We start from the raw sequence: 19,049 nt of genomic DNA, 5'->3' as shown, positions 1-19,049 counted from the left end.
CCAGGCTGCGCCAGGCCCGCCGGAACGAGGAAGAGCCCAGGAATTACACCGCTTACACGCGGTTTCAAGCCTGCCAACCACCTCTTGGATGCGCAAGCAACCGGCCTGTGCACCCAGGCGCTCCGGCAACCGCCCTGCCATCCTTCTGCCTCAACACGGTTTTCGCCATGTCCCTGACTTCCGCCGACATCACGCGCATCGCCAGCCTGGCCCGGCTGGAACTGAGCCCCGCCGAGGGCGAACGCATGCGCGAACGCATCAACGGGTTCTTCGCCATCGTCGAGCAGATGCGCGCGGTGGACACCACCGGCATCGAACCTTTGTCGCACCCGACCATGGCCGCCGCCTACCATGCCGCGGGTCGGCAGGCCGAGGCCGCGCAGGCGGCCCTGCGCTTGCGCGACGACCGCGCCAGCGAGACCAATCAGCGCGAGGCCAACCAGCGCAGCGCCCCGGCCGTGGAGCGGGGGCTGTTCCTGGTTCCCAAGGTCATTGAGTGATGCGGTTGCGCAACTCCAGGCTCCGCGCCTCCTTGGGCGCCACGCTCTTTCCTAATCAGGGGGCAACACCCGTGGAACGGCAACGCCGACTCCACGAAGTTCCCCGCATCCGTCTTCACCCCCTCTTGGCTTTCGATCAGACATGACCGGTACCGATCTCCATCAACTCAGCGTGGCCGAGCTGGCCGCGCAACTGCGTCAGAAAAAGGTGTCCGCCACCGAGGCGGCCCAGCATTTCCTGAAACGCATCCACACGCACCAAGGCTTGGCCGCTTTCCTGGCGCTGGATGAAGAGGCCACGCTGGCCCAGGCCCGCGCCGCCGACGCGCGACTGGCGGCCGGTGACACCGCGCCCCTGCTGGGCGTGCCGATCGCGCACAAGGACATCTTCGTGACGCGAGACTTCCCGAGCACCGCGGGCAGCCAGATGCTGGCCGGCTACCGCTCGCCCTTCGACGCCACCGTGGTCGCCAGGCTGGGCCAGGGCGCGCCGGACCAAGGCCCTGGCGCCGGCGCCGTCACGCTGGGCAAGCTCAGCTGCGATGAATTCGCCATGGGCTCGTCCAACGAGGCGGTCGCCGTGCCCGCCGTGGGCCAGTCCGCCCCAACGCCGGTGAAAAACCCGTGGAACCCGGCCCGCGTGCCCGGCGGTTCCTCCGGCGGCAGCGCCGCAGCCATCGCGGCACGCCTGGCGCCCGCCGCCACCGGCACGGACACGGGCGGCTCCATCCGCCAGCCCGCCAGCTTCTGCGGCATCACCGGCATCAAGCCCACCTACGGCCGCGCCAGCCGCTACGGCATGATTGCCTACGCCTCCAGCCTGGACCAGGCCGGGCCGATGGCGCGCTCCGCCGAGGACTGCGCCCTGCTGCTCTCGGCCCTGTGCGGGCCGGACCTGGACCGCGACTCCACCTCGCTCGACCTGCCGGCCGAGGATTTCAGCCGCAGCCTGAACGACAAGCTCGATGGTTTGCGCATCGGCATCCCGAAGGAATTCTTCGGCGCGGGCCTCGCCGCCGACGTGCGCGCCGCCATCGACGCGGCGCTCCAGCAGTACGAACAACTCGGCGCCAAGCTGGTCGAGATCTCGCTGCCGCGCACCGAGCTGGCCATCCCGGTGTACTACATCATCGCCCCGGCCGAGGCCAGCTCCAACCTCTCGCGCTTTGACGGCGTGAAGTTCGGCCACCGCGCCAAGGACTACACCGATCTGCTCGACATGTACAAGAAGAGTCGCAGCCAAGGCTTCGGCGAGGAAGTGCAGCGCCGCATCATGATCGGCACCTATGTGCTGAGCCACGGTTATTACGACGCCTACTACCTGCAGGCGCAAAAGATCCGCCGCATGCTCGCCGACGATTTCCAGAACGCGTTCCAGCAGTGCGATGTGATCGCCGGGCCCGCCGCGCCCAGCGTGGCCTGGCAGATCGGCGGTCATGGCGACGACCCGGTGGCCGATTACCTGGCCGACATCTACACCCTGCCCGCCTCGCTCGCGGGTCTGCCAGGCCTGAGCCTGCCGGTGGGTTTCGGCGAAGGCGGCATGCCTGTGGGCCTGCAACTGATCGGCAACTACCTGCAGGAGGCCAAACTGCTCAACGCGGCGCACCGCTATCAGTTGGCCACCGATTTCCACCTCCGCACCCCCGCAGGTTTCTGACCATGAGCAGCAAGTTGATCCAAGGCTACGAAGTCGTCATCGGCTTCGAAACGCACGCCCAGCTTTCGACCGAGAGCAAGATTTTCAGCCGCGCCCCCACGGCCTTCGGCGCCGAGCCCAACACGCAAGCCAGCGCGGTGGACCTGGCCTTGCCCGGCACCCTGCCGGTAATGAACCGGGGCGCGGTCGAACGCGCCATCCAGCTCGGCCTGGCCCTGGGCTCGCACGTGGCGCCGCGCAGCATCTTCGCGCGCAAGAACTACTTCTACCCCGACCTGCCCAAGGGCTACCAGATCAGCCAGTTCGAAATCCCGGTGGTGCAGGGTGGCGAGGTGTCCTTCTACCTGGGCGACGAGAAGAAAACGGTGCGCCTGGTGCGCGCCCACCTGGAAGAAGACGCGGGCAAGTCCCTGCACGAAGACTTCATCGGCCAGAGCGGCATCGACCTCAACCGCGCGGGCACGCCACTGCTGGAGATCGTGACCGAACCCGACATCCGCAGCAGCGAGGAGGCCGTGGCCTACGCCAAGGAGCTGCACAAGATCGTGACCTGGATCGGCATCTGCGATGGCAATATGCAGGAGGGCAGCTTCCGCTGCGACGCCAACGTGTCGGTGCGCAAGCCCGGCGCACCACTGGGCACACGCCGCGAGATCAAGAACCTGAACAGCTTCAAGTTCATGCAGCAGGCCATCGACTACGAGATCCGCTGGCAGATCGAGCAAATCGAGGACGGCCATGCCATCCAGCAGGCCACCGTGCTGTTCGACCCTGACACCGGCGAGACCCGCGCCATGCGCACCAAGGAAGACGCGGCCGATTACCGCTACTTCCCGGACCCGGACCTGCCGCCGCTGGTGATTGCGCAGGAATGGATCGAACGTGTGAAGGCGCAGATGCCCGAGCTGCCGCGCGCCATGGCCGCGCGTTTCGTGGCGGACTATGGTCTGCCGGAGTATGACGCAGCGCTTCTAACCAGCTACACACACACAGCCGAGTATTTCAACGTAGCGATGCGCGAGGTGATTGCTGCTGAGGGTGCTGGCGGCACACGGCATGCAAAGACCATTTGCAACTGGATCACTGGTGAAATTTCAGCCCGAATCAACAAAGCCGAACTGCCTGACATTCGCCACAGTCCTGTCACAGCGTGGCATGTGGTGTCTTTGGTTCGCAGAATTGCGGACGGCACTATCTCTGGAAAGATTGCCAAGGACGAAATCATTCCGGCTATTTGGGATGGAAATCTCGGCGCAGCAGATGCGGTAGATACCCTGATCAAAGAGCGCGGTCTAGCGCAAATGAACGACAGCGGCGCGCTGGAGAAAATCATCGACGAGGTGATCGCCGCCAACCCCGACAACGTGGCCCAGTACAAGGCGGGCAAGGACAAGGCCTTCAACGCCCTGGTCGGCCAGGCCATGAAGGCCAGCAAGGGCAAGGCGAACCCGCAGCAGGTCAACGACCTGCTGAAGAAAAAGCTGGCTGAGTAAGTCACGGCAGGCCTTCCGATCCGCCTCGCGCCAAGGAGCAGACCATGCACACCCACGACCTTTCGAAATGGCAGCACGCGCATGTGTTCCGCGCGGACAACGCCTCGGCGGAGCGCGGTACCCAGGCGGTGATGTGGATCACCCTGACCATGATGGCCGTGGAGATCGTCGCGGGCTGGTGGTCCAATTCCATGGCCCTGCTGGCGGACGGCTGGCACATGAGCTCCCACGCCCTAGCGCTGGGTTTGAGTGCCCTGGCCTATGCCGCGGCGCGGCGCTACGCCACGGACCGCCGCTTTGCCTTCGGCACCTGGAAGATCGAGGTGCTGGCGGGTTACACCAGCGCGCTGCTGCTGGTCTGTGTGGCGGCCCTGATGGTGGTGGGCTCCATCGACCGCCTGGTGTCACCCCGGCCCATCCTGTACCAGGAAGCCATCCCGATCGCCGTGATCGGCCTGCTGGTCAACCTCGTGTGCGCCTGGATACTGCACCGCGCCGGTCACGCGCACCACGCACACCACGATCACGGCGGGCACGCCCATGGGCACCACCATCACGCCCACGACGGAACGCACCCGCACCACCACGACCTCAATCTGAAGTCCGCCTACCTGCATGTGGTGGCCGATGCGGCCACCTCGGTGCTGGCGATCGTGGCGCTGATCGGCGGTCAGATGCAGGGCTGGGTGTGGCTGGACCCGGTCATGGGCATCGTGGGCGCAGGCTTGATCGTGATCTGGGCGCGCAGGCTGATCGCGGACACGGGCAGAGTGCTGCTGGACTGCGAGATGGACCATGGCGTCGTCGCCGAAATCCGGGAGGCCATCACCTGCGGGTTCAAGGAAGGCGAAACCCAGCTGAGCGACCTGCATGTCTGGCGGGTGGGCAAGGACGCCTACGCCGTGGCGCTGGCCCTGGTCACGCACGACCGGACTCTGACGCCGGAACGTGTGAAGACCGCGCTGGCGATCCACGAGGAAATCGCGCACGTCACCGTGGAAATCAACCTCTGCGCCTGAACGCACGTGCCCACCTGCATGCGGCGGGCACGTAGATTGATCTGCGTCGCGAGAAGATCGAAGGGTTTGCCAGAAGAACTTACAAGCCCAGATCGCTCAAACCGGGATGGTCGTCCGGCCGCCGCCCCAAGGGCCAGTGGAACTTGCGCTCCTCGGCCTTGATGGGCAAATCGTTGATGCTGGCAAAGCGCCGCTGCATGTAGCCCAGCGGGTTGAACTCCCAGTTCTCGTTGCCGTAGGAGCGGTACCACTGCCCAGAGTCGTCGTGCCACTCGTAGGCGAAGCGCACGGCGATGCGGTGCTCGCTGACGGCCCAGAGCTCCTTGATCAAGCGATAGTCCAGCTCACGCGCCCATTTGCGCTGAAGGAAGGCGCGCACCTGATCGCGCCCGACGGGAAACTCGGCGCGGTTGCGCCAACGCGTGTCCTCGGTGTAGACCAGCACCACGCGATCGGGGTCGCGTGAGTTCCAGGCGTCTTCGGCCATGCGCACTTTCTGCGCGGCGGTCTCGGGCGTGAACGGGGGCAGGGGCGGTTTCGGGTCCATGGCAAAGCTCCTCAGGGGTTGCAACTCAAGTCGCGCGCTTGCTGCGGTCCGCGAGCGTGACCGCCTGGCGCGTCAGGCGGTCGATTTCTCCGGTGATGTCCGACAACACGTTGGCGACCACCGCGAATTCACGGCCATGCTGCCCCGCGCGCGCCGCCATGATCTGGGCATTGAAGCTCACCACCTTGGCTTCCTTGGCAACGCTCTGGATGTCGCCCACGATGCCGACAAGCTCCGTCATCATGGTATCGGACTTGGCCTTCGTCACTTCGTCGAAGGCCGTGGTCGCGATGTTGAGCACCTCCAATACGCGGTCGATCAGCCCCACCAGTTCCAGCATCGAGTCTTCCACGCCAGACGACTTGCGCTCGATCTGCTCCAAGGTGCGCTGCATGAGCTGCATGAAGGCAGCGATCACTGGGCCGACGCCCTTTGGACCGTGGTAGGTGTTGGCGATCTTTTCTGCGGAGGGCGGGTCCAGCGTCTGCACCGTGTCCTGCAAATGCTGCTGGCTTTCGGTGAAGACGCGCAAACTGCGCTGCGCGTCTTCCAGCTTGCGCGCGTCGCCGCGTGACGCCAGCAGGGTTTGCAAAATCATGCGCTGCGAGAGCATGCGCTGCCGCGCGGACAGGTTGACCAGGGAGAGCCCCTGGATGTGCGCGGGTCCTTCCGAGGTGTGCGCGGGCGTCAGGGCGCGGGGCTTGGAAACCGTGCGCGTGGTCGCGACGGGAAAAGTAGTCGTGTTCATGGATGACGCAGTGCCGTGGTCCGTCCACGGCCCCGAGCCTGCACACCCGCCACGCCGCACGCCCGACCGCGTGGAGCGCAGCGGCGGCTGGGAGCCCAGGGTCGGTCAAACCGGCCGTAGCGCGCGAAATGATCGAGGCGATCGAAAATCAGTAAGTCTTGTAGGGCAGGAACTTACCCGAGAGCACCACGTTGACGCGATCCCCCTTGGGATCGGCCTCGCGCGTGATGTCCATCTTGAAGTCGATGGCGCTCATGATGCCGTCGCCGAATTCCTCGTGGATCAGTTCCTTGATCGTGGTGCCGTAGACGCTGACGATCTCGTACCAGCGGTAGATCAGCGGATCGGTCGGCACGGCCGTCGTGAGCGAGCCCTTGTAGGGCACGACCTGCAGCCATTTCTGCTCTTCCTCGTTCAGGCCAAAGACGGCGCCGAGGGTCTTGGCCTGCGCGGCGTCGAAGGTCATCTGGCCCAGGCAACCGGCGGTGACCCATTCCTTGCTGAGGCCCACCTTGGCGGCCACGTCCTCCCATTTGAGGCCCTTGGACACCTTGGTGGTGATGATTTTTTCGGTAACGTCGTTGCGGTTCATGGAATGCTCCTGGGTTTGGGGGAATGCGTGCTGTGTGCCCTCAATGGGCGTGCGCGCGCGAGACGAGGAAATCGACAATGTGGTTGCGCAAGGCGTAGTAGCCGTCGAGGTGGTGCAGGCCAGCGCGTTGGCGGTCTCGCGGCAAGGGGTTGACCACCACCTCGGCGATCCCACCGGCTTGGTAGCGGCCTTCGTGCTCGCCGCCGTTGCGCATCAGCAGAACGCGGTCGGCCAGCAAGATGGCTTCGTCCACGTCGTGGGTGATCATGAACACGGTCTGCTGCGTCTGGCGCACGATGGCCATCAGCTCGTCCTGGATGGCACCACGGGTCAGCGCGTCCAGCGCGCCGAAGGGCTCGTCCAGGAGCAGCATCTTGGGCGCGATCGAGAAAGCCCGCGCGATGCCCACGCGCTGCTTCATGCCGCCCGACAGTTCGCTGGGCTTGCGATCGATGGCGTGACTCAGGCCGACCATCGCGACATAACGCTCCACATGGCTGCGCAGCTCGACCGCCTTCATGTCAGGCCAGCGCGAACGCACGGCAAAGGCGATGTTCTGCCGCACGCTGAGCCAAGGCATCAGCGCATGCCCCTGGAAGACCACGCCCCGCTCCAGGCTGGGCCCCAAGACTTCACGACCGTCCATGAACACGTGCCCGGCACTGGCTTGGTCCAGCCCCGCCAGCACATTGAGGATGGTGGTCTTGCCGCAGCCCGAATGGCCAATGATGCAGACGAACTCGCCCTTGTCCAAGGTGAAGGACACGTCGGCGAACACCGGCCGCTCGGGCACATAGGCCTTGGCCAGCCCCTCGATTTTCAGAAAAGTCTTCACGCCCACCGGCTCCTCAACGTGCTTGTTCGTCTCAGGGTGAATGGCATTGCGAGCGTCACTCCACATAGCTCACTGCTTTCTGCAAGCGGCCGAACAGCAGGTCGAGCAGCATGCCCACGACACCGATGAGGGTGATCGCAAAGATCACGTTGGACAGCGAGAGGTTGTTCCATTCGTTCCAGACGAAATAACCGATGCCGGTACCACCGACCAGCATCTCGGCCGCCACGATGACCAGCCACGCGATGCCCATGCTGATGCGCATGCCCGTGACGATGGTGGGCGCGGCGGCAGGCAAGATGACCAGAAACGCCTTGCGCAGGGGGCTGACTTCCAGCGTGGCGGCCACGTTGAGCCAATCTCGCCGGACCGCCGCCACACCGAAGGCCGTGTTGATCAGCATGGGCCAGACCGAGCAGATGAAGATGACGAAGATGCCGCTCGCGGACGAATCCTTGATGGTGTAGAGCGCCAAGGGCATCCAGGCCAAGGGGCTGATGGGCTTGAGCACCTGGATGTAAGGGTCGAGCGCGCGGCGCAGCAGGGGCGACATGCCGATCGCGAAGCCCAGCGGCACCGCGACCAGGCAGGCGAGCACAAAGCCCAGCCCCACGCGCGCCAAGGAATGCCCGAGCTGGATCGCGATGCCCTTGTCGTTCGGGCCGTTGTCGTAGAAAGGGTTGCTCAGGTGCTTCCACACCGTGCGCCCGAAGTCGGCCGGCGCGGGAAAGCCGCCTTGCTTGGAGCCATCACCCCCCGCCGCGGCACCCGGGTCTTTGCCCATCATCTTGAGGTATTCGATCTCCTCGGCGGTCAAGGTCACCGCAGCCCCGGCCCCGCTGACGGCCGGCAGCGTGGCCAGGTGCCAGACCGCAAGCAGCAGCAGGAACAGAAGCAAGGACACCAAGGCCGCGCGCAGTCCCAACGAACGTCCTTTGTATGTGCGCCAGATATTGCTCATGCGAATTCAGGCCGCCTTGCGAATCTTGAAGCTCTTGGCATAGTCGGCGGCCTTGGCCGGGTCGAACTCGCGCCCCATGATCTTGAACTTGGGGTAGCTACCTTCGGGTGCGGACTGGCCCAGGGCGGCCATCTGCTTCTTGGCGTCAGTGAGGAGGAAGACCTTCTCGGCGATCTGCTTGTAGTTGACGTCACCTTGCAGGTAACCCCAGCGCTGCATTTGCGTGAGCATCCACACCGCCATGCTCTGCCAGGGCATGGGATCGAAGTCCGCGCGGTTGGGCACGTTCTGCACCTTGCCCAGACCATCGGCGAACTTGCCGGTCAACACCTGCTGCAGCACGATCTCCGGTTGGTTCAGGTACTGGGCGGACGCGATGGTCTTGGCGATCAGCTCGCGGTTCTCGGCCTTGCGGGCCATGGCCGCCGAGGTCAGCACCGCGCGGTACAGGGCCGCGAAGGTGTTGGGGTTCTGCTGGATGAATTCCGCGCTGGTGCCGAAGGCGCAGCAAGGGTGGCCGTCCCACAGCTCCTTGGTCAGCAGGTGGATGAAACCGATTTCCTCGTAGACCGCGCGCTGGTTGAAGGGATCGGGACCCAGGTAACCATCGATGTTGCCCGCGCGCAGATTGGCCACCATCTCGGGCGGCGGCACGACGCGGATCTGGATGTCGGTGTCCGGGTTCAAACCATGCTCCGCCACGTAATAGCGCAGCAGAAAGTTGTGCATGGAGTAATCGAACGGCACAGCGAACTTGAAGCCCTTCCAGTCCTTCGGGTCGCGCTTGTCCTTGTGCTTGAGCGCCAGGGTGATGGCCTGGCCATTGGTGTTCTGGATGGTCGCCACCTGCATGGGCGCGGCGTTCGAGCCCAGGCCCAGGCTCATGGCCAGCGGCATGGGACTCAGGAAATGCGTGGCGTCGTACTCCTTGTTGAGCATCTTGTCGCGGATCAACGCCCAGCCTGCCGTCTTGACCACTTCGACGTTCAGGCCCTGCTGGCTGTAAAAGCCCATCGGGTGGGCCATGATGAGCGGGGTGGCGCAGGTGATCGGGATGAAACCGATCTTGAGGTCCTTCTTCTCGAGCGCACCCTTGTCCTGCGCCATGGCTTGCAGGGCCGTCACGGGCAACACCGAGGCGATGGCCGCGCGCGCGGTGTTGGCGCCCACGGCTTTCAGGAAACGGCGGCGCACGCTGTCCTGCGGAAAGATCGCCTTGATCAGACTGGCCTCAACGAAGTCGCGCGACAAGGCTTCGGCCTCGGTCGCGAGCGACGCGGTTTGCGCGGCTGCCATCGCTTTGCCGTGATCGGTAGGCGCGTGGTCCTGACCACAGGAACAGCGCAGCATCAAGGGCTGATCGGCGTCGTACGGTGCATAGGTCTGGGAGCCGGTGTCGGACGAGACCGACGGGACGGACGTGGCAGGCAGTCTGGACATGGCGGACCTCTTTCAACAAAGATGCTGTCCTTACGCAAGTCGTGCGCCAGTCGTGCTGGCCTGCTGGCGATTTGCGACGCGGAGTCACAAAGTCGCCGCAGATTCATCGCGGCCTTGTAGGGCTGGCCCTACAAATTTCGTGAGGTGGTGTCGCGCTCGGCGTAGAGCGCCAGTTCCACATCGTTCTTGGTGCCCGTCTTCTCCAGGATGCGCGCCCGGTAGGTGCTGACGGTGTTGGGCGCGAGGCCGAGTTGCGCACCAATCTCGCTCACGCTGTGCCCCTGGATGAGCAGGCGAAACACCTGGTGCTCGCGGTGGGACAGCGCTTCGGCGCCGCCGCGCCCCGCCACGGCACCCGCCAAGGCCTCGGCGGCTGCGGGCGTGACGAAGACCCCACCCGCCACCGCCTTGCGCACGGCGGCCAGCATGACATCCGGATCGGCGCTTTTATTCAGGTACCCTGCGGCGCCCAGCTTGATACAGCGCGCGGCGTACTGGCGCTCCGGGTAGGTGCTGAGCATGAGGACGGGCAGGCGCGGATGCGCGATGCGCAGCTGCTGCAGCACGTCGAGCCCGTCACGCCCCGGCAGGGCGATGTCCAGCAGCACCAAGTCCAGGCGCCCCTGCAGGGCCCGCACCTGCTCCAGCACGTCTGGGCCGGTCGCGGCCTCGGCCACCACTTGCAGGCCGGGATCGTCGGACAGGATTTGCTTCAGACCTTCGCGCACGATGCGGTGGTCGTCGCCGATCAGGATGCGTAGAAGCTCGCTCATGGTGTCACGGGCATCAGCAGGGCAAACGCCGTGCCTCGGCCCGGCTGGCTATGGATGGCCACCTGCCCGCCGAAATGCCGCGCACGCTCGCGCATGCCCATCACCCCATAAGCCGTGGCCGCCTCGAAGGCCTCGGCGGCCGCGCCGCGTCCATCGTCGCGCACGCTCAGGTGCAACTGGCGCGCATCGGCCTCGATGCGGATGGTGACCGAGCTGGCTTGCGCGTGCCGACCCACATTGCTCAGCATCTCCTGAAAGATGCGGAACACCGCCATGGCGGCGGGCTCGGGCAGCTCCACACCGGCTTGCACCTCCATGTGCCAGTTCAGTTCCAGCTCGGCCGACTGCACGAATTCCTGGGCCTGCCATTCCAGCGCGGCCCACAGGCCCTGGTGGTCCAGGATGCTCGGGCGCAGGTCGGTGATGATGCGGCCGACGTTCTCCACCGCGTTCTCGATCAGTCGGCCCATGTTGTGGCACTTGCAACGCAGGCGTTCACGCAGCGCGTCGGCCTCGTCGGACGGGGGCGTTTCACCCAGGCGCTTGGCCAGCCAGTTCACGTCCATCTTGAGCGCGACCAGCAAGCTGCCCAGTTCGTCATGCACTTCCCGGGCGATGCGGGTGCGCTCGTCCTCGCGCGCCGAGTCCAGCCACGCCGAGAGCTTGCGCATCTGCGACAGCGCGTCGGACAGCTCGCGCGTGCGCTCGTCGACGCGCAGCTCCAACTCCTCCTTGGCGCGGCGCAAGGCGTCGGCCGCCTGCTTGCGCGGCGTGATGTCGACGATGGTGGCCATCGCACCCAGCACCATGCCGTTGTCGACCACGGGGTGCGAGGTGTATTCGGCCGGGAAGCTCGTGCCGTCGCGCCGCCAGAGCACCTCGTTGTCGATGCGGCAGGACTGACCACCACGGAAGGCGTTGAAGATCGGGCAGTCGCTTTCGAGATAAGGCCGGCCGTCGTTGTGCGTGTGGTGGATCAGCTCGTGCATGTTGCGGCCGATCACCTCGACCGGTTCGTAACCCAGCATGCGCGCGCCTGCCGCGTTGATGAAGATGCAGCGCCCGGCGAGATTGACGCCGAACATGCCCTCGCCGGTCGATTCCAGCAGCAAGGCCAGGCGGTCGCGCCACAGCGGATGGGCCAGGGACTGGCCTTCGTGCAGCGCAGGGGTTTCAAGCGGGGAGGACATGGCGGCGTGGGCAGGCCCTAATAGCAAGCAAGCAGCAAGCAAGCGCCATGCCGCTCGTTCACTCTTGCCCCCGCGCTGGACCGCCCGCAGCCGCTACTGGGCGACGCCGTAACGCTGGCGGTAGGCCAGCACGCGCGCGTGGTCCGCGCCGGAGGCCCCGCTGCCCTGGCGCTCCAAGTAACGCAACAGGTCTTCCAGGCGGGCAATCGTGGCCACCTGCATACCCAGGCGATCGCGCACGTACTGCACCGCGCTGTAGGGCACGTCGGCGCCGTTCTCGGTGGCCATCTCCTGGCGGTCCAGCGCGATCACCACCGCATGGGCCTGGGCGCCCGCGGCCTCGATCAAGGCGATCGATTCACGCACCGCCGTGCCTGCGGACATCACGTCGTCCACGATCAGCACCCGGCCCTTGAGCGGCGCGCCGACCAGGGAGCCGCCTTCGCCGTGGTCCTTGGCTTCCTTGCGGTTGTAGGCGAAAGGCTTGTTGTGGCCGCGCCGGGCCAGCTCCACCGCCACCGCCGCGCCCAGGGGGATGCCCTTGTACGCGGGGCCAAAGATCATGTCGAATTCCAGGCCGGAATCCCGCATCTCGGCCAGCAGCGCACCCGCATAGAATTCCGCCAGCCGGCCCAGCTTGGCCCCGTCGTCGAACAGGCCCGCGTTGAAGAAGTAGGGCGACAGCCGCCCCGCCTTGGTCTTGAATTCGCCAAAGCGCAGCACGCCGCATTCCACCGCGAAGGCCACGAATTCCTGGGCCAACGCTTCCTTCTTTTCTTCACCCGCCATGGCTACAAAGTCCTTGTTCAATCTGGTCAGTCTCAACCTCAACGGCATCCGTTCCGCCACCAGCAAAGGGCTGGAAGCCTGGCTTGAAACGACGCGCCCGGATTGTATTTGCGTGCAGGAAGTCAAGGCCCAGGCGCCCGACGTGGCGGGCAAGTTCGAACAACTCGCCGGTCTGCAAGGCCATTTCCATTTCGCCGAGAAGAAGGGCTACTCGGGTGTGGCGGTCTACACCCGGCACGTGCCCAGCGACGTGCGCATCGGCTACGGCTCGTCCGAGTTCGACGCCGAGGGCCGTTGGGTGGAGCTGCGCTACGACACGCCGCAGCGCAAGCTCTCGCTGATCAGCTGTTACTTCCCCAGTGGGTCCTCCGGGGAAGACCGCCAGCAAGCCAAGTACCGCTTCCTGGACGAAATGTGGGCGCACCTGCAGTCGCTGCGCGGCCAGCGCGAGTTCATCCTCTGCGGCGACGTGAACATCGCGCACAAGGAAATGGACCTGAAGAACTGGAAGGGCAACCTCAAGAACAGCGGCTTCCTGCCCGAGGAACGCGCTTGGATGACCAAGCTGCTGGACCCAGCCCAGGGCGGCCTGGTCGACGTCTACCGCACGCTGGAGCCCGAGGCCATCGACACCGCCTACACCTGGTGGAGCAACCGCGGGCAGGCTTATGCCAAGAACGTGGGCTGGCGCATCGACTACCACCTGGCCACGCCTGCGCTCGCGGCACTGGCGCGTCAGACAGGCGTCTACAAGGCGGAGAAGTTCAGCGACCACGCGCCGCTGCGGGTGGATTACGAATTCACTCTCTGAGTCGATCTGTCTACTCCGGGACTGTGCGCACTGAAGTCGGGGACTAGCATCTCCGCGAGACCATCCTGCGGAGAGCGCCCATGATCGAGACCTGGCAACAAGCCCTGCCCCACGGCATCCGCCTGAGTTGCCGAGCCTCAGGCTCCCCTGGTCGACCGGTGCTGCTCTTTCTGCACGGTTTTCCCGAAGCGGCCTTCGTCTGGGACGAACTGCTCGAACACTTCGCCCGGCCAGAAAACGGCGGCTACCGCTGCGTCGCCCCCAATCTGCGCGGCTACGAAATGTCGAGCGCGCCGCCCGATCCCTCGGCCTACCGCGCCAAGCATCTGGTGCAGGACATCGCGGCCCTGATCGCCATCGAATCGCCCAGGCAGCCGCTCGCCTGCCTGGTTGCCCACGACTGGGGTGGCGCCGTGGCCTGGAACCTGGCCAACCAGCAACCTGCGTTGATGCACCGCCTGGCCATCGTCAACTCACCACACCCGGGCACCTTTCTGCGCGAGCTGAAAACCAACCCGAAGCAGCAAGCCGCCAGCGCCTACATGAACTTCCTGATCCGGCCCGACGCCGAAACGTTGCTGGCTGAAGACGACTACCGCCGCCTCTGGGATTTTTTCCTGAACATGGGCGCGGGCGCGGATGGCCACGGCTGGCTGACCGATGACTTGAAAGAGCGCTACCGCGCTGTCTGGGACCAGGGGCTCACCGGGGGGCTCAATTACTACCGGGCCTCGCCCCTGCGACCGCCCAGGCCGGACGACGCGGCGGCCAGCCAGATCGAACTTCCACGCGAGATGTTGACCATCGCCGTGCCGACCTTGGTGCTCTGGGGCCTGGGTGACACGGCTCTGCCAGCGGAACTCATCGAAGGCCTGGAGGACTATATCCCCCAGCTCACGCTGGAACGGGTGCCCGAGGCCACGCATTGGATCGTGCACGAACAACCCCGTCGGGTCATTCAATCGTTGCAGCGCTTACTCGCGACTTAGGCCCTGTCGGTGATCGAACCTGGTCCCGGTGGCCGAACCCCAGCGCCTGCTGGCAGGCATGCAGACTATGCACCGCCCGCCTTCAACTTCTGGTGGATACGTCGCGTGACGCGCCACACGCCCCAGATCACCAGCGGGATCAGCGCACCCGTGGCGATTTCCACGTTCACCGGCAAGCCCGCTGCCTTGAGCGCCTTGACGCCGTAGACCCCCAAGCTGACCACGTAATAAGAAATGGCCGCGATGGACAGCCCCTCCACCGTGGTTTGCAGGCGCAGCTGCAGTTCCTGACCGCGGGTGAGTTTCTCCAGCAGTTGCTGGTTCTGCGCTTCGGTCGCGATGTCCACCCGCGTGCGCAACAAAGCGCTGGCGCGAGCCACCCGCGCGGACAAGGACGACAGCCGCTGCGCGGTGGCCGTCACGGTCGCCATCGCTGGGGACAAGCGACGCTGCAAGAATTCGCCCACGGTCTGGGTGCCGGGCACGGGCTGCTCGCGCAGTTCTTCGAGGCGCTGGTCGACGATGGCCGAGTAGGCCCGCGTGGCCGCGAAGCGGTAGTCGTGTTCGGCCATGGCGCGTTCGATGCGCGCGGCCAAGCCGATCAGGGTGTCGAGCAGTTCTTGCTCCGAGGCGGATTTGTTTTCCAGCCGGGCGGTGATGCCCGCCAGCGCGGCCTCGGCCTCGCCCAGCATGGCGCCCAGGTCCTTGGCCACGGGCAGACCCCGCAAAGCCATCAGGCGGTAGGTTTCCAGTTCCAGCAGCCGTTGCGAAATCCGTCCGGCGCGGGTTTCGCTCGTGGCCGGCGGCGCGATCACCAGGAAGCGCTCGAAGCCCGTCTCGCGCAGATGGAAATCGGTCACGGCCCAGGAGTGTCCCTGGTTACCCATGACCGAAGCCACCACCACTCGCTCACCCATCCAACGGCGCGCTTGCGCCATGGTGGTTTCGGGAGTGCTCAGATCCCCGTGCACCATGGCCAACTCGATGGCGGCGAAGACGCGCCCGGGGATATCACGCAGCCAATTCGGCGGCAGCACCAGGCCGGAGGACAAATCGGGCTCGACCGCGCCCAGAGCGGCGTGCCCGGGCAAGGGCTGCACCAGGGAATACCGCGTGTACTCGGTGTGGCGTTCCCACTTGACGGTGTAGCCCTCGAAACGCAGGCGCAGGAAGTTGGCGTGCAAGGCTTCGAGCGCCAGCCCCTGCTGACCCGGCAGCAGACGCAGGTGCGCGCATTCCTGCTCGCGGCTCACGCCTGCGTTGAGGACGGCCACGTAGATGACCAGCGCGGGCAAGCGAATGCGTGCGGACGGTCGTGCATGCACCTCGTTGTGCAGCGCGGCACGCAGGTCATCGTCCGATGGCAGGAGCCGGGAGTAGGCGGCGCTCATGCGCGCCATTGTGCCCCTTCCACTCGACGGCTTCGAACAAATTCGGGCCGTGGGGCGTCAGCACGGGCATGGGGAGCCGCCGAACGCGGGGCTGCGCTGACCGGGCCAGCCCTGAGTTCGGCGCGGGGCGGTTTTGGATAGCATCGCGCTACCAACGCCGTGCCTGAGGGCCCCGGCTGCCTCAACCCCAGTGCCTCACCATGCTCCAGTACTTGACCGTCCCCGTGACCGCCTTTCAGCAGAACTGCTCCATCGTTTGGTGCGACGAGACGATGGAAGGCGCCGTCATCGACCCCGGCGGTGACTTGCCGCGCATCACCGCCGCCGCCAGCGCAGCGGGTGTCACGCTCAAGGCCATCTGGATCACGCACGCCCACCTGGACCATGCGGGCGCGGCGGCGGAGCTGGCCCGGGCGCTGAGCCTGCCCATCATCGGACCGCACCCGGACGACCAGTTCTGGATCGACGGCCTGGCCGAACAAGGCCGCCGCTTCGGCATGCCCGCTGGCGAGCCCTTCGTGCCCACGCGCTGGTTGCACGATGGCGACACGGTGCAGATTGGCCACTGCACACTGAACGTGCGCCACTGCCCCGGTCACACGCCGGGCCACGTGGTCTTTCATTCGCCCCAGGCTCAGCGCGCGTTCGTCGGCGACGTGCTGTTCGCGGGCTCCATCGGCCGCACGGACTTCCCGCGTGGCAACCATGGCGACCTGATCCGCAGCATCACCGAACGGCTCTGGCCCCTGGGTGATGACACCGTGTTCATCCCCGGCCATGGACCGGAAAGCACCTTCGGCCAGGAACGTGAGACCAACCCCTTCGTGGGTGGGACGTGACTTTGTTTGCTTGAAGGGACCCAAACCAGGGCACTCGCGGAGCTGGCAAAGCCTTAGCCGCTGAGTGCGTCCCCCCTGCCACCGCAGGTTGGCGTTCAGGGGGGAAGGCGCGTAGCGCCTCAGGGGGGCTTACTTTTTCGCCTGCTCGTACAGGGGTTCGACGCGGGGGAGGTTTTTCTCGATCTCCTTGATGCGCGTCTTGCCCGAGGGGTGGGTGGAGAGCCACTGCGGCGGCGCGCCCTTGCTGGCCGCGCTCATCTTGCGCCACAGCGTCACGCCGGCACTCGGGTTGTAACCCGCGCGGGCGGCCAATTCCATGCCGACCAGATCCGCCTCGCTCTCGTCGTCCCGACTGAAGCTCAGGGTCAGCAGGTTGGCGCCACCGCGCGCGACGGACTCCGTCAGGTTGGGGTCGATCCCCCACAAGGCGGATGCCACCGCGCCGCCGACCCGGGCGATGCCATTGGTGACTTGGCTCTTGCCCATGCGTTCTCGGGCGTGCTCGCGCAAGGCGTGCGCGATCTCGTGGCCCATGACCATGGCGACCTCGTCGTCGGTGAGCTTGAGCTGCTCGAGGATGCCGGTGTAGAAGGCGATCTTGCCGCCCGGCATGCAATAGGCGTTGACCTGCTTGCTGACGATCAAGTTGATTTCCCACTTCCAGTTCTTGGCGCGCGGGTTCCAGCTCAGGGCATGGGGAATGATCTGATCAGCGATGGCTCGCAAACGACGCAGCTGCGGGTCATCGTCGGGAGCCAGGGCGTTTTTCTTGCGCGCCTCGTCGAGTTGCTGCTGGTACTGGGTCAGCGCCATCTTCTCAACGTCCTCGGCGGGCGCCAGTTTGGTGAACGCAGACGTCTTGCCCACGTCCACGCCCAGCTTTTGCTCTTCGGCATGGCCCAGGCTCGCGGAAAACGCTGCGGCGCACAGCAACACGCAGGTCAGGGTGGAATGGCTTCGTTTCATGGTGCGCCAATGATGCCGCAAGGCCGAGGGCCACGAAAAAACCCCAAGCCTCGGTGCGCCGTCACGGTGTCCGCTCACGCCTCAGCCCCCACGTATCATTCCTCTCATGCCCACGCCCATTTCCGAGCCCTCCACATCCAGCGAGCCCACCACCTCCGACAAACCCAGCTGGTTGGCGGCCTGGCGGATCTACCTGGAGCCGGCCACGTTGCGCATGCTGGCCCTGGGTTTCGCGGCCGGCCTGCCTTTGCTGCTGGTGCTGGGCACCCTGAGTTTCCGCTTGCGCGAAGCCGGCATCGACCGCGCCACCATCGGTTACCTGAGCTGGATCGGCCTGGCCTACGGCTTCAAATGGGTATGGTCGCCGCTGGTGGACCGCCTGCCCTTGCCGGGCCTGACGCGTTTGCTGGGCCAGCGCCGCGGCTGGCTCTTGCTGGCGCAATTGGGCGTGGCGGGCGGCCTGATCGGCATGGCCCTGGCCGATCCGCGCCAGGGCCTGCACGCGGTCGCGGGATTCGCGGTGCTGGTGGCCTTCGCCTCGGCCACGCAGGACATCGCCTTGGACGCCTACCGCATCGAGTCCGCCAGCACCGAACGCCAGGCTGCGCTGGCGGCCGCCTACCAGGCCGGCTATCGGCTGGCCATGATCTGGGCCGGGGCTGGTGTGCTCTGGCTGGCGGCGCGGGCGGAAATGGTCACCGCGCCTGGCGCGAATCCGGTCTATCAAAACGCGGCCTGGACCACGGCCTATCTGGTGATGGCAGCGAGCATGCTGCCCGGCATGCTGACCGTGCTGCTGTCGCCCGCCGTCTCGCGTGCCTCGGCGACGGCCCCCACCGCCCCCGGCCCGCTGGCCTGGCTGCGCGATGCCATCGTCGAGCCCTTCCTGGATTTCCTGCGCCGTTACCGCTGGCAGGCCGTGCTCATCCTGGCGCTGATCGCCATCTACCGCGTCAGTGACGTGGTGATGGGCATCATGGCCAATCCCTTCTACGTGGACATGGGCTACAGCAAAGACGAAGTCGCCGCCGTCACCAAGGTCTACGGCTTGCTGATGACCCTGGCCGGCTCCTTCCTCGGCGGCGCTTTGGCCTTGCGCCTGGGCGTGATGCGCGTGCTGATGCTGGGCGCCGTGCTCAGCGCGGCGACCAACTTGCTCTTCGCGTGGCTGAGCACGCGTGGGCATGATGTGACGGCGCTGATCTACGTCATCTCGGCGGACAACCTGGCCTCGGGCCTGGCCTCGGCCGCCTTCATCGCCTACCTGTCCGGACTGACCAACGTCACCTACTCAGCCACCCAGTACGCATTGTTCAGCTCCATGTACGCGCTCGCGCCCAAATTCGTCGCAGGCTTCTCCGGCGAATTCGTGGACGCCTGGGGTTACGGTACCTTCTTCACCAGCACGGCCATGCTGGGGGTGCCGGTGCTGGTGCTGGTGGCGTTGGCGTCCCGAGTGACGCGCAAGGGCTGACGCTTTACCTTTCTTTACGGCCAGGACAACCC

At 65.8% G+C, this 19,049-nt stretch carries 19 protein-coding genes; 8 read left to right on the top strand and 11 right to left on the bottom strand.

Translation table 11 applies throughout. The features are described 5' to 3' along the window. The first annotated feature begins 167 nt into the window (after positions 1-167). The 4 genes from gatC (at position 168) to dmeF (ending at position 4,672) form a co-directional block, all read left to right on the top strand. Positions 168-500 (top strand): Asp-tRNA(Asn)/Glu-tRNA(Gln) amidotransferase subunit GatC, encoded by a 333-nt coding sequence (gene gatC / locus ACLBKS_RS10300; protein WP_410192710.1) that lies wholly within the window; start codon positions 168-170, stop codon positions 498-500. Positions 501-642: 142 nt separating this feature from the next. After that, positions 643-2,160 carry an Asp-tRNA(Asn)/Glu-tRNA(Gln) amidotransferase subunit GatA gene (gatA, locus tag ACLBKS_RS10295; protein WP_410192709.1) on the top strand — a complete coding sequence of 506 codons (1,518 nt, stop codon included), beginning with the start codon at positions 643-645 and terminating at the stop codon, positions 2,158-2,160. Positions 2,161-2,162: 2 nt separating this feature from the next. Further along, positions 2,163-3,653: an Asp-tRNA(Asn)/Glu-tRNA(Gln) amidotransferase subunit GatB gene (gene gatB, locus ACLBKS_RS10290; protein ID WP_410192708.1), complete on the top strand. Its 1,491-nt coding sequence runs from the start codon at positions 2,163-2,165 to the stop codon at positions 3,651-3,653. A gap of 44 nt (positions 3,654-3,697) precedes the next feature. Further along, positions 3,698-4,672: a CDF family Co(II)/Ni(II) efflux transporter DmeF gene (gene dmeF, locus ACLBKS_RS10285; protein ID WP_410192707.1), complete on the top strand. Its 975-nt coding sequence runs from the start codon at positions 3,698-3,700 to the stop codon at positions 4,670-4,672. A gap of 79 nt (positions 4,673-4,751) precedes the next feature. Here dmeF and ACLBKS_RS10280 read toward each other — a convergent pair whose 3' ends face one another. The 9 genes from ACLBKS_RS10280 to pyrE form a co-directional block, all read right to left on the bottom strand. Beyond that, positions 4,752-5,219, bottom strand: a complete 468-nt coding sequence (locus ACLBKS_RS10280; protein WP_410192706.1) for a DUF1348 family protein — start codon at positions 5,217-5,219, stop codon at positions 4,752-4,754. 25 nt (positions 5,220-5,244) lie between these two features. Further along, positions 5,245-5,967: a methyl-accepting chemotaxis protein gene (locus tag ACLBKS_RS10275; RefSeq protein ID WP_410192705.1), complete on the bottom strand. Its 723-nt coding sequence runs from the start codon at positions 5,965-5,967 to the stop codon at positions 5,245-5,247. A gap of 148 nt (positions 5,968-6,115) precedes the next feature. Further along, positions 6,116-6,559 carry a cyanase gene (cynS, locus tag ACLBKS_RS10270; protein ID WP_410192704.1) on the bottom strand — a complete coding sequence of 148 codons (444 nt, stop codon included), beginning with the start codon at positions 6,557-6,559 and terminating at the stop codon, positions 6,116-6,118. 40 nt (positions 6,560-6,599) lie between these two features. After that, entirely contained in the window at positions 6,600-7,394 is a 795-nt protein-coding gene (locus ACLBKS_RS10265; RefSeq protein WP_410192703.1) for an ABC transporter ATP-binding protein, read from the bottom strand. A gap of 55 nt (positions 7,395-7,449) precedes the next feature. Next, the gene (ntrB, locus tag ACLBKS_RS10260; protein WP_410192702.1) at positions 7,450-8,355 is read right to left on the bottom strand and encodes a nitrate ABC transporter permease; all 906 of its coding nucleotides are present in this window, start codon (positions 8,353-8,355) and stop codon (positions 7,450-7,452) included. Positions 8,356-8,361: 6 nt separating this feature from the next. Beyond that, a complete protein-coding gene (locus ACLBKS_RS10255) occupies positions 8,362-9,795 on the bottom strand; it encodes a CmpA/NrtA family ABC transporter substrate-binding protein (protein WP_410192701.1) in 1,434 nt (477 codons plus the stop codon). Positions 9,796-9,923: 128 nt separating this feature from the next. Further along, positions 9,924-10,568 (bottom strand): response regulator transcription factor, encoded by a 645-nt coding sequence (locus tag ACLBKS_RS10250; protein WP_410192700.1) that lies wholly within the window; start codon positions 10,566-10,568, stop codon positions 9,924-9,926. Then, on the bottom strand, positions 10,565-11,758 hold the full coding sequence (locus ACLBKS_RS10245) for a PAS domain S-box protein (protein WP_410192699.1): 1,194 nt from the start codon (positions 11,756-11,758) through the stop codon (positions 10,565-10,567). The genes ACLBKS_RS10250 and ACLBKS_RS10245 overlap by 4 nt, the downstream gene beginning before the upstream one ends. Positions 11,759-11,851: 93 nt before the next feature. Further along, positions 11,852-12,547, bottom strand: a complete 696-nt coding sequence (pyrE, locus tag ACLBKS_RS10240) for an orotate phosphoribosyltransferase (RefSeq protein ID WP_410192698.1) — start codon at positions 12,545-12,547, stop codon at positions 11,852-11,854. A 13-nt stretch (positions 12,548-12,560) separates the two neighbouring features. Here pyrE and ACLBKS_RS10235 point away from each other — a divergent pair, with 13 nt between their 5' ends. Both ACLBKS_RS10235 and ACLBKS_RS10230 read left to right on the top strand, forming a co-directional pair. Continuing rightward, entirely contained in the window at positions 12,561-13,358 is a 798-nt protein-coding gene (locus tag ACLBKS_RS10235) for an exodeoxyribonuclease III (RefSeq protein ID WP_410192755.1), read from the top strand. An 80-nt stretch (positions 13,359-13,438) separates the two neighbouring features. Next, on the top strand, positions 13,439-14,347 hold the full coding sequence (locus ACLBKS_RS10230; protein WP_410192697.1) for an alpha/beta fold hydrolase: 909 nt from the start codon (positions 13,439-13,441) through the stop codon (positions 14,345-14,347). Positions 14,348-14,412: 65 nt separating this feature from the next. On the opposite strand, the gene ACLBKS_RS10225 is transcribed toward ACLBKS_RS10230, so the two are convergent. Next, a complete protein-coding gene (locus ACLBKS_RS10225) occupies positions 14,413-15,738 on the bottom strand; it encodes a DUF3422 family protein (RefSeq protein WP_410192696.1) in 1,326 nt (441 codons plus the stop codon). Between the two features lie 200 nt (positions 15,739-15,938). Here ACLBKS_RS10225 and ACLBKS_RS10220 point away from each other — a divergent pair, with 200 nt between their 5' ends. After that, positions 15,939-16,577, top strand: coding sequence for an MBL fold metallo-hydrolase (locus ACLBKS_RS10220; protein ID WP_410192695.1), 639 nt, complete (start codon positions 15,939-15,941; stop codon positions 16,575-16,577). 129 nt (positions 16,578-16,706) lie between these two features. On the opposite strand, the gene ACLBKS_RS10215 is transcribed toward ACLBKS_RS10220, so the two are convergent. Continuing rightward, the gene (locus ACLBKS_RS10215; protein ID WP_410192694.1) at positions 16,707-17,543 is read right to left on the bottom strand and encodes a M48 family metallopeptidase; all 837 of its coding nucleotides are present in this window, start codon (positions 17,541-17,543) and stop codon (positions 16,707-16,709) included. A 106-nt stretch (positions 17,544-17,649) separates the two neighbouring features. Between ACLBKS_RS10215 and ACLBKS_RS10210 the strand changes: the two genes are divergently transcribed. Continuing rightward, positions 17,650-19,017: an AmpG family muropeptide MFS transporter gene (locus ACLBKS_RS10210; protein ID WP_410192693.1), complete on the top strand. Its 1,368-nt coding sequence runs from the start codon at positions 17,650-17,652 to the stop codon at positions 19,015-19,017. Positions 19,018-19,049: the final 32 nt, after the last annotated feature.

The sequence above is a fragment of the Hylemonella sp. W303a genome (assembly GCF_046452315.1).
Classification (GTDB): domain Bacteria; phylum Pseudomonadota; class Gammaproteobacteria; order Burkholderiales; family Burkholderiaceae_C; genus Hylemonella.
Note: the sequence above shows the minus strand (reverse complement) of the source record. Positions and strands in the feature narration are given on the sequence as shown.

Excerpts from the sequence above, each read along its gene's own strand:
- ACLBKS_RS10275 (WP_410192705.1), bottom strand. The coding sequence starts at position 5,967 with ATGAACACGACTACTTTTCCCGTCGCGACCACGCGCACGGTTTCCAAG.
- ACLBKS_RS10225 (WP_410192696.1), bottom strand. The coding sequence starts at position 15,738 with ATGAGCGCCGCCTACTCCCGGCTCCTGCCATCGGACGATGACCTGCGT.
- gatA (WP_410192709.1), top strand. The coding sequence starts at position 643 with ATGACCGGTACCGATCTCCATCAACTCAGCGTGGCCGAGCTGGCCGCG.
- pyrE (WP_410192698.1), bottom strand. The coding sequence starts at position 12,547 with ATGGCGGGTGAAGAAAAGAAGGAAGCGTTGGCCCAGGAATTCGTGGCC.
- ACLBKS_RS10230 (WP_410192697.1), top strand. The coding sequence starts at position 13,439 with ATGATCGAGACCTGGCAACAAGCCCTGCCCCACGGCATCCGCCTGAGT.
- ACLBKS_RS10280 (WP_410192706.1), bottom strand. The coding sequence starts at position 5,219 with ATGGACCCGAAACCGCCCCTGCCCCCGTTCACGCCCGAGACCGCCGCG.
- ACLBKS_RS10250 (WP_410192700.1), bottom strand. The coding sequence starts at position 10,568 with ATGAGCGAGCTTCTACGCATCCTGATCGGCGACGACCACCGCATCGTG.
- dmeF (WP_410192707.1), top strand. The coding sequence starts at position 3,698 with ATGCACACCCACGACCTTTCGAAATGGCAGCACGCGCATGTGTTCCGC.
- ACLBKS_RS10220 (WP_410192695.1), top strand. The coding sequence starts at position 15,939 with ATGCTCCAGTACTTGACCGTCCCCGTGACCGCCTTTCAGCAGAACTGC.
- ACLBKS_RS10255 (WP_410192701.1), bottom strand. The coding sequence starts at position 9,795 with ATGTCCAGACTGCCTGCCACGTCCGTCCCGTCGGTCTCGTCCGACACC.
- gatB (WP_410192708.1), top strand. The coding sequence starts at position 2,163 with ATGAGCAGCAAGTTGATCCAAGGCTACGAAGTCGTCATCGGCTTCGAA.
- ACLBKS_RS10245 (WP_410192699.1), bottom strand. The coding sequence starts at position 11,758 with ATGTCCTCCCCGCTTGAAACCCCTGCGCTGCACGAAGGCCAGTCCCTG.
- ACLBKS_RS10215 (WP_410192694.1), bottom strand. The coding sequence starts at position 17,543 with ATGAAACGAAGCCATTCCACCCTGACCTGCGTGTTGCTGTGCGCCGCA.
- gatC (WP_410192710.1), top strand. The coding sequence starts at position 168 with ATGTCCCTGACTTCCGCCGACATCACGCGCATCGCCAGCCTGGCCCGG.
- cynS (WP_410192704.1), bottom strand. The coding sequence starts at position 6,559 with ATGAACCGCAACGACGTTACCGAAAAAATCATCACCACCAAGGTGTCC.
- ACLBKS_RS10210 (WP_410192693.1), top strand. The coding sequence starts at position 17,650 with ATGCCCACGCCCATTTCCGAGCCCTCCACATCCAGCGAGCCCACCACC.
- ntrB (WP_410192702.1), bottom strand. The coding sequence starts at position 8,355 with ATGAGCAATATCTGGCGCACATACAAAGGACGTTCGTTGGGACTGCGC.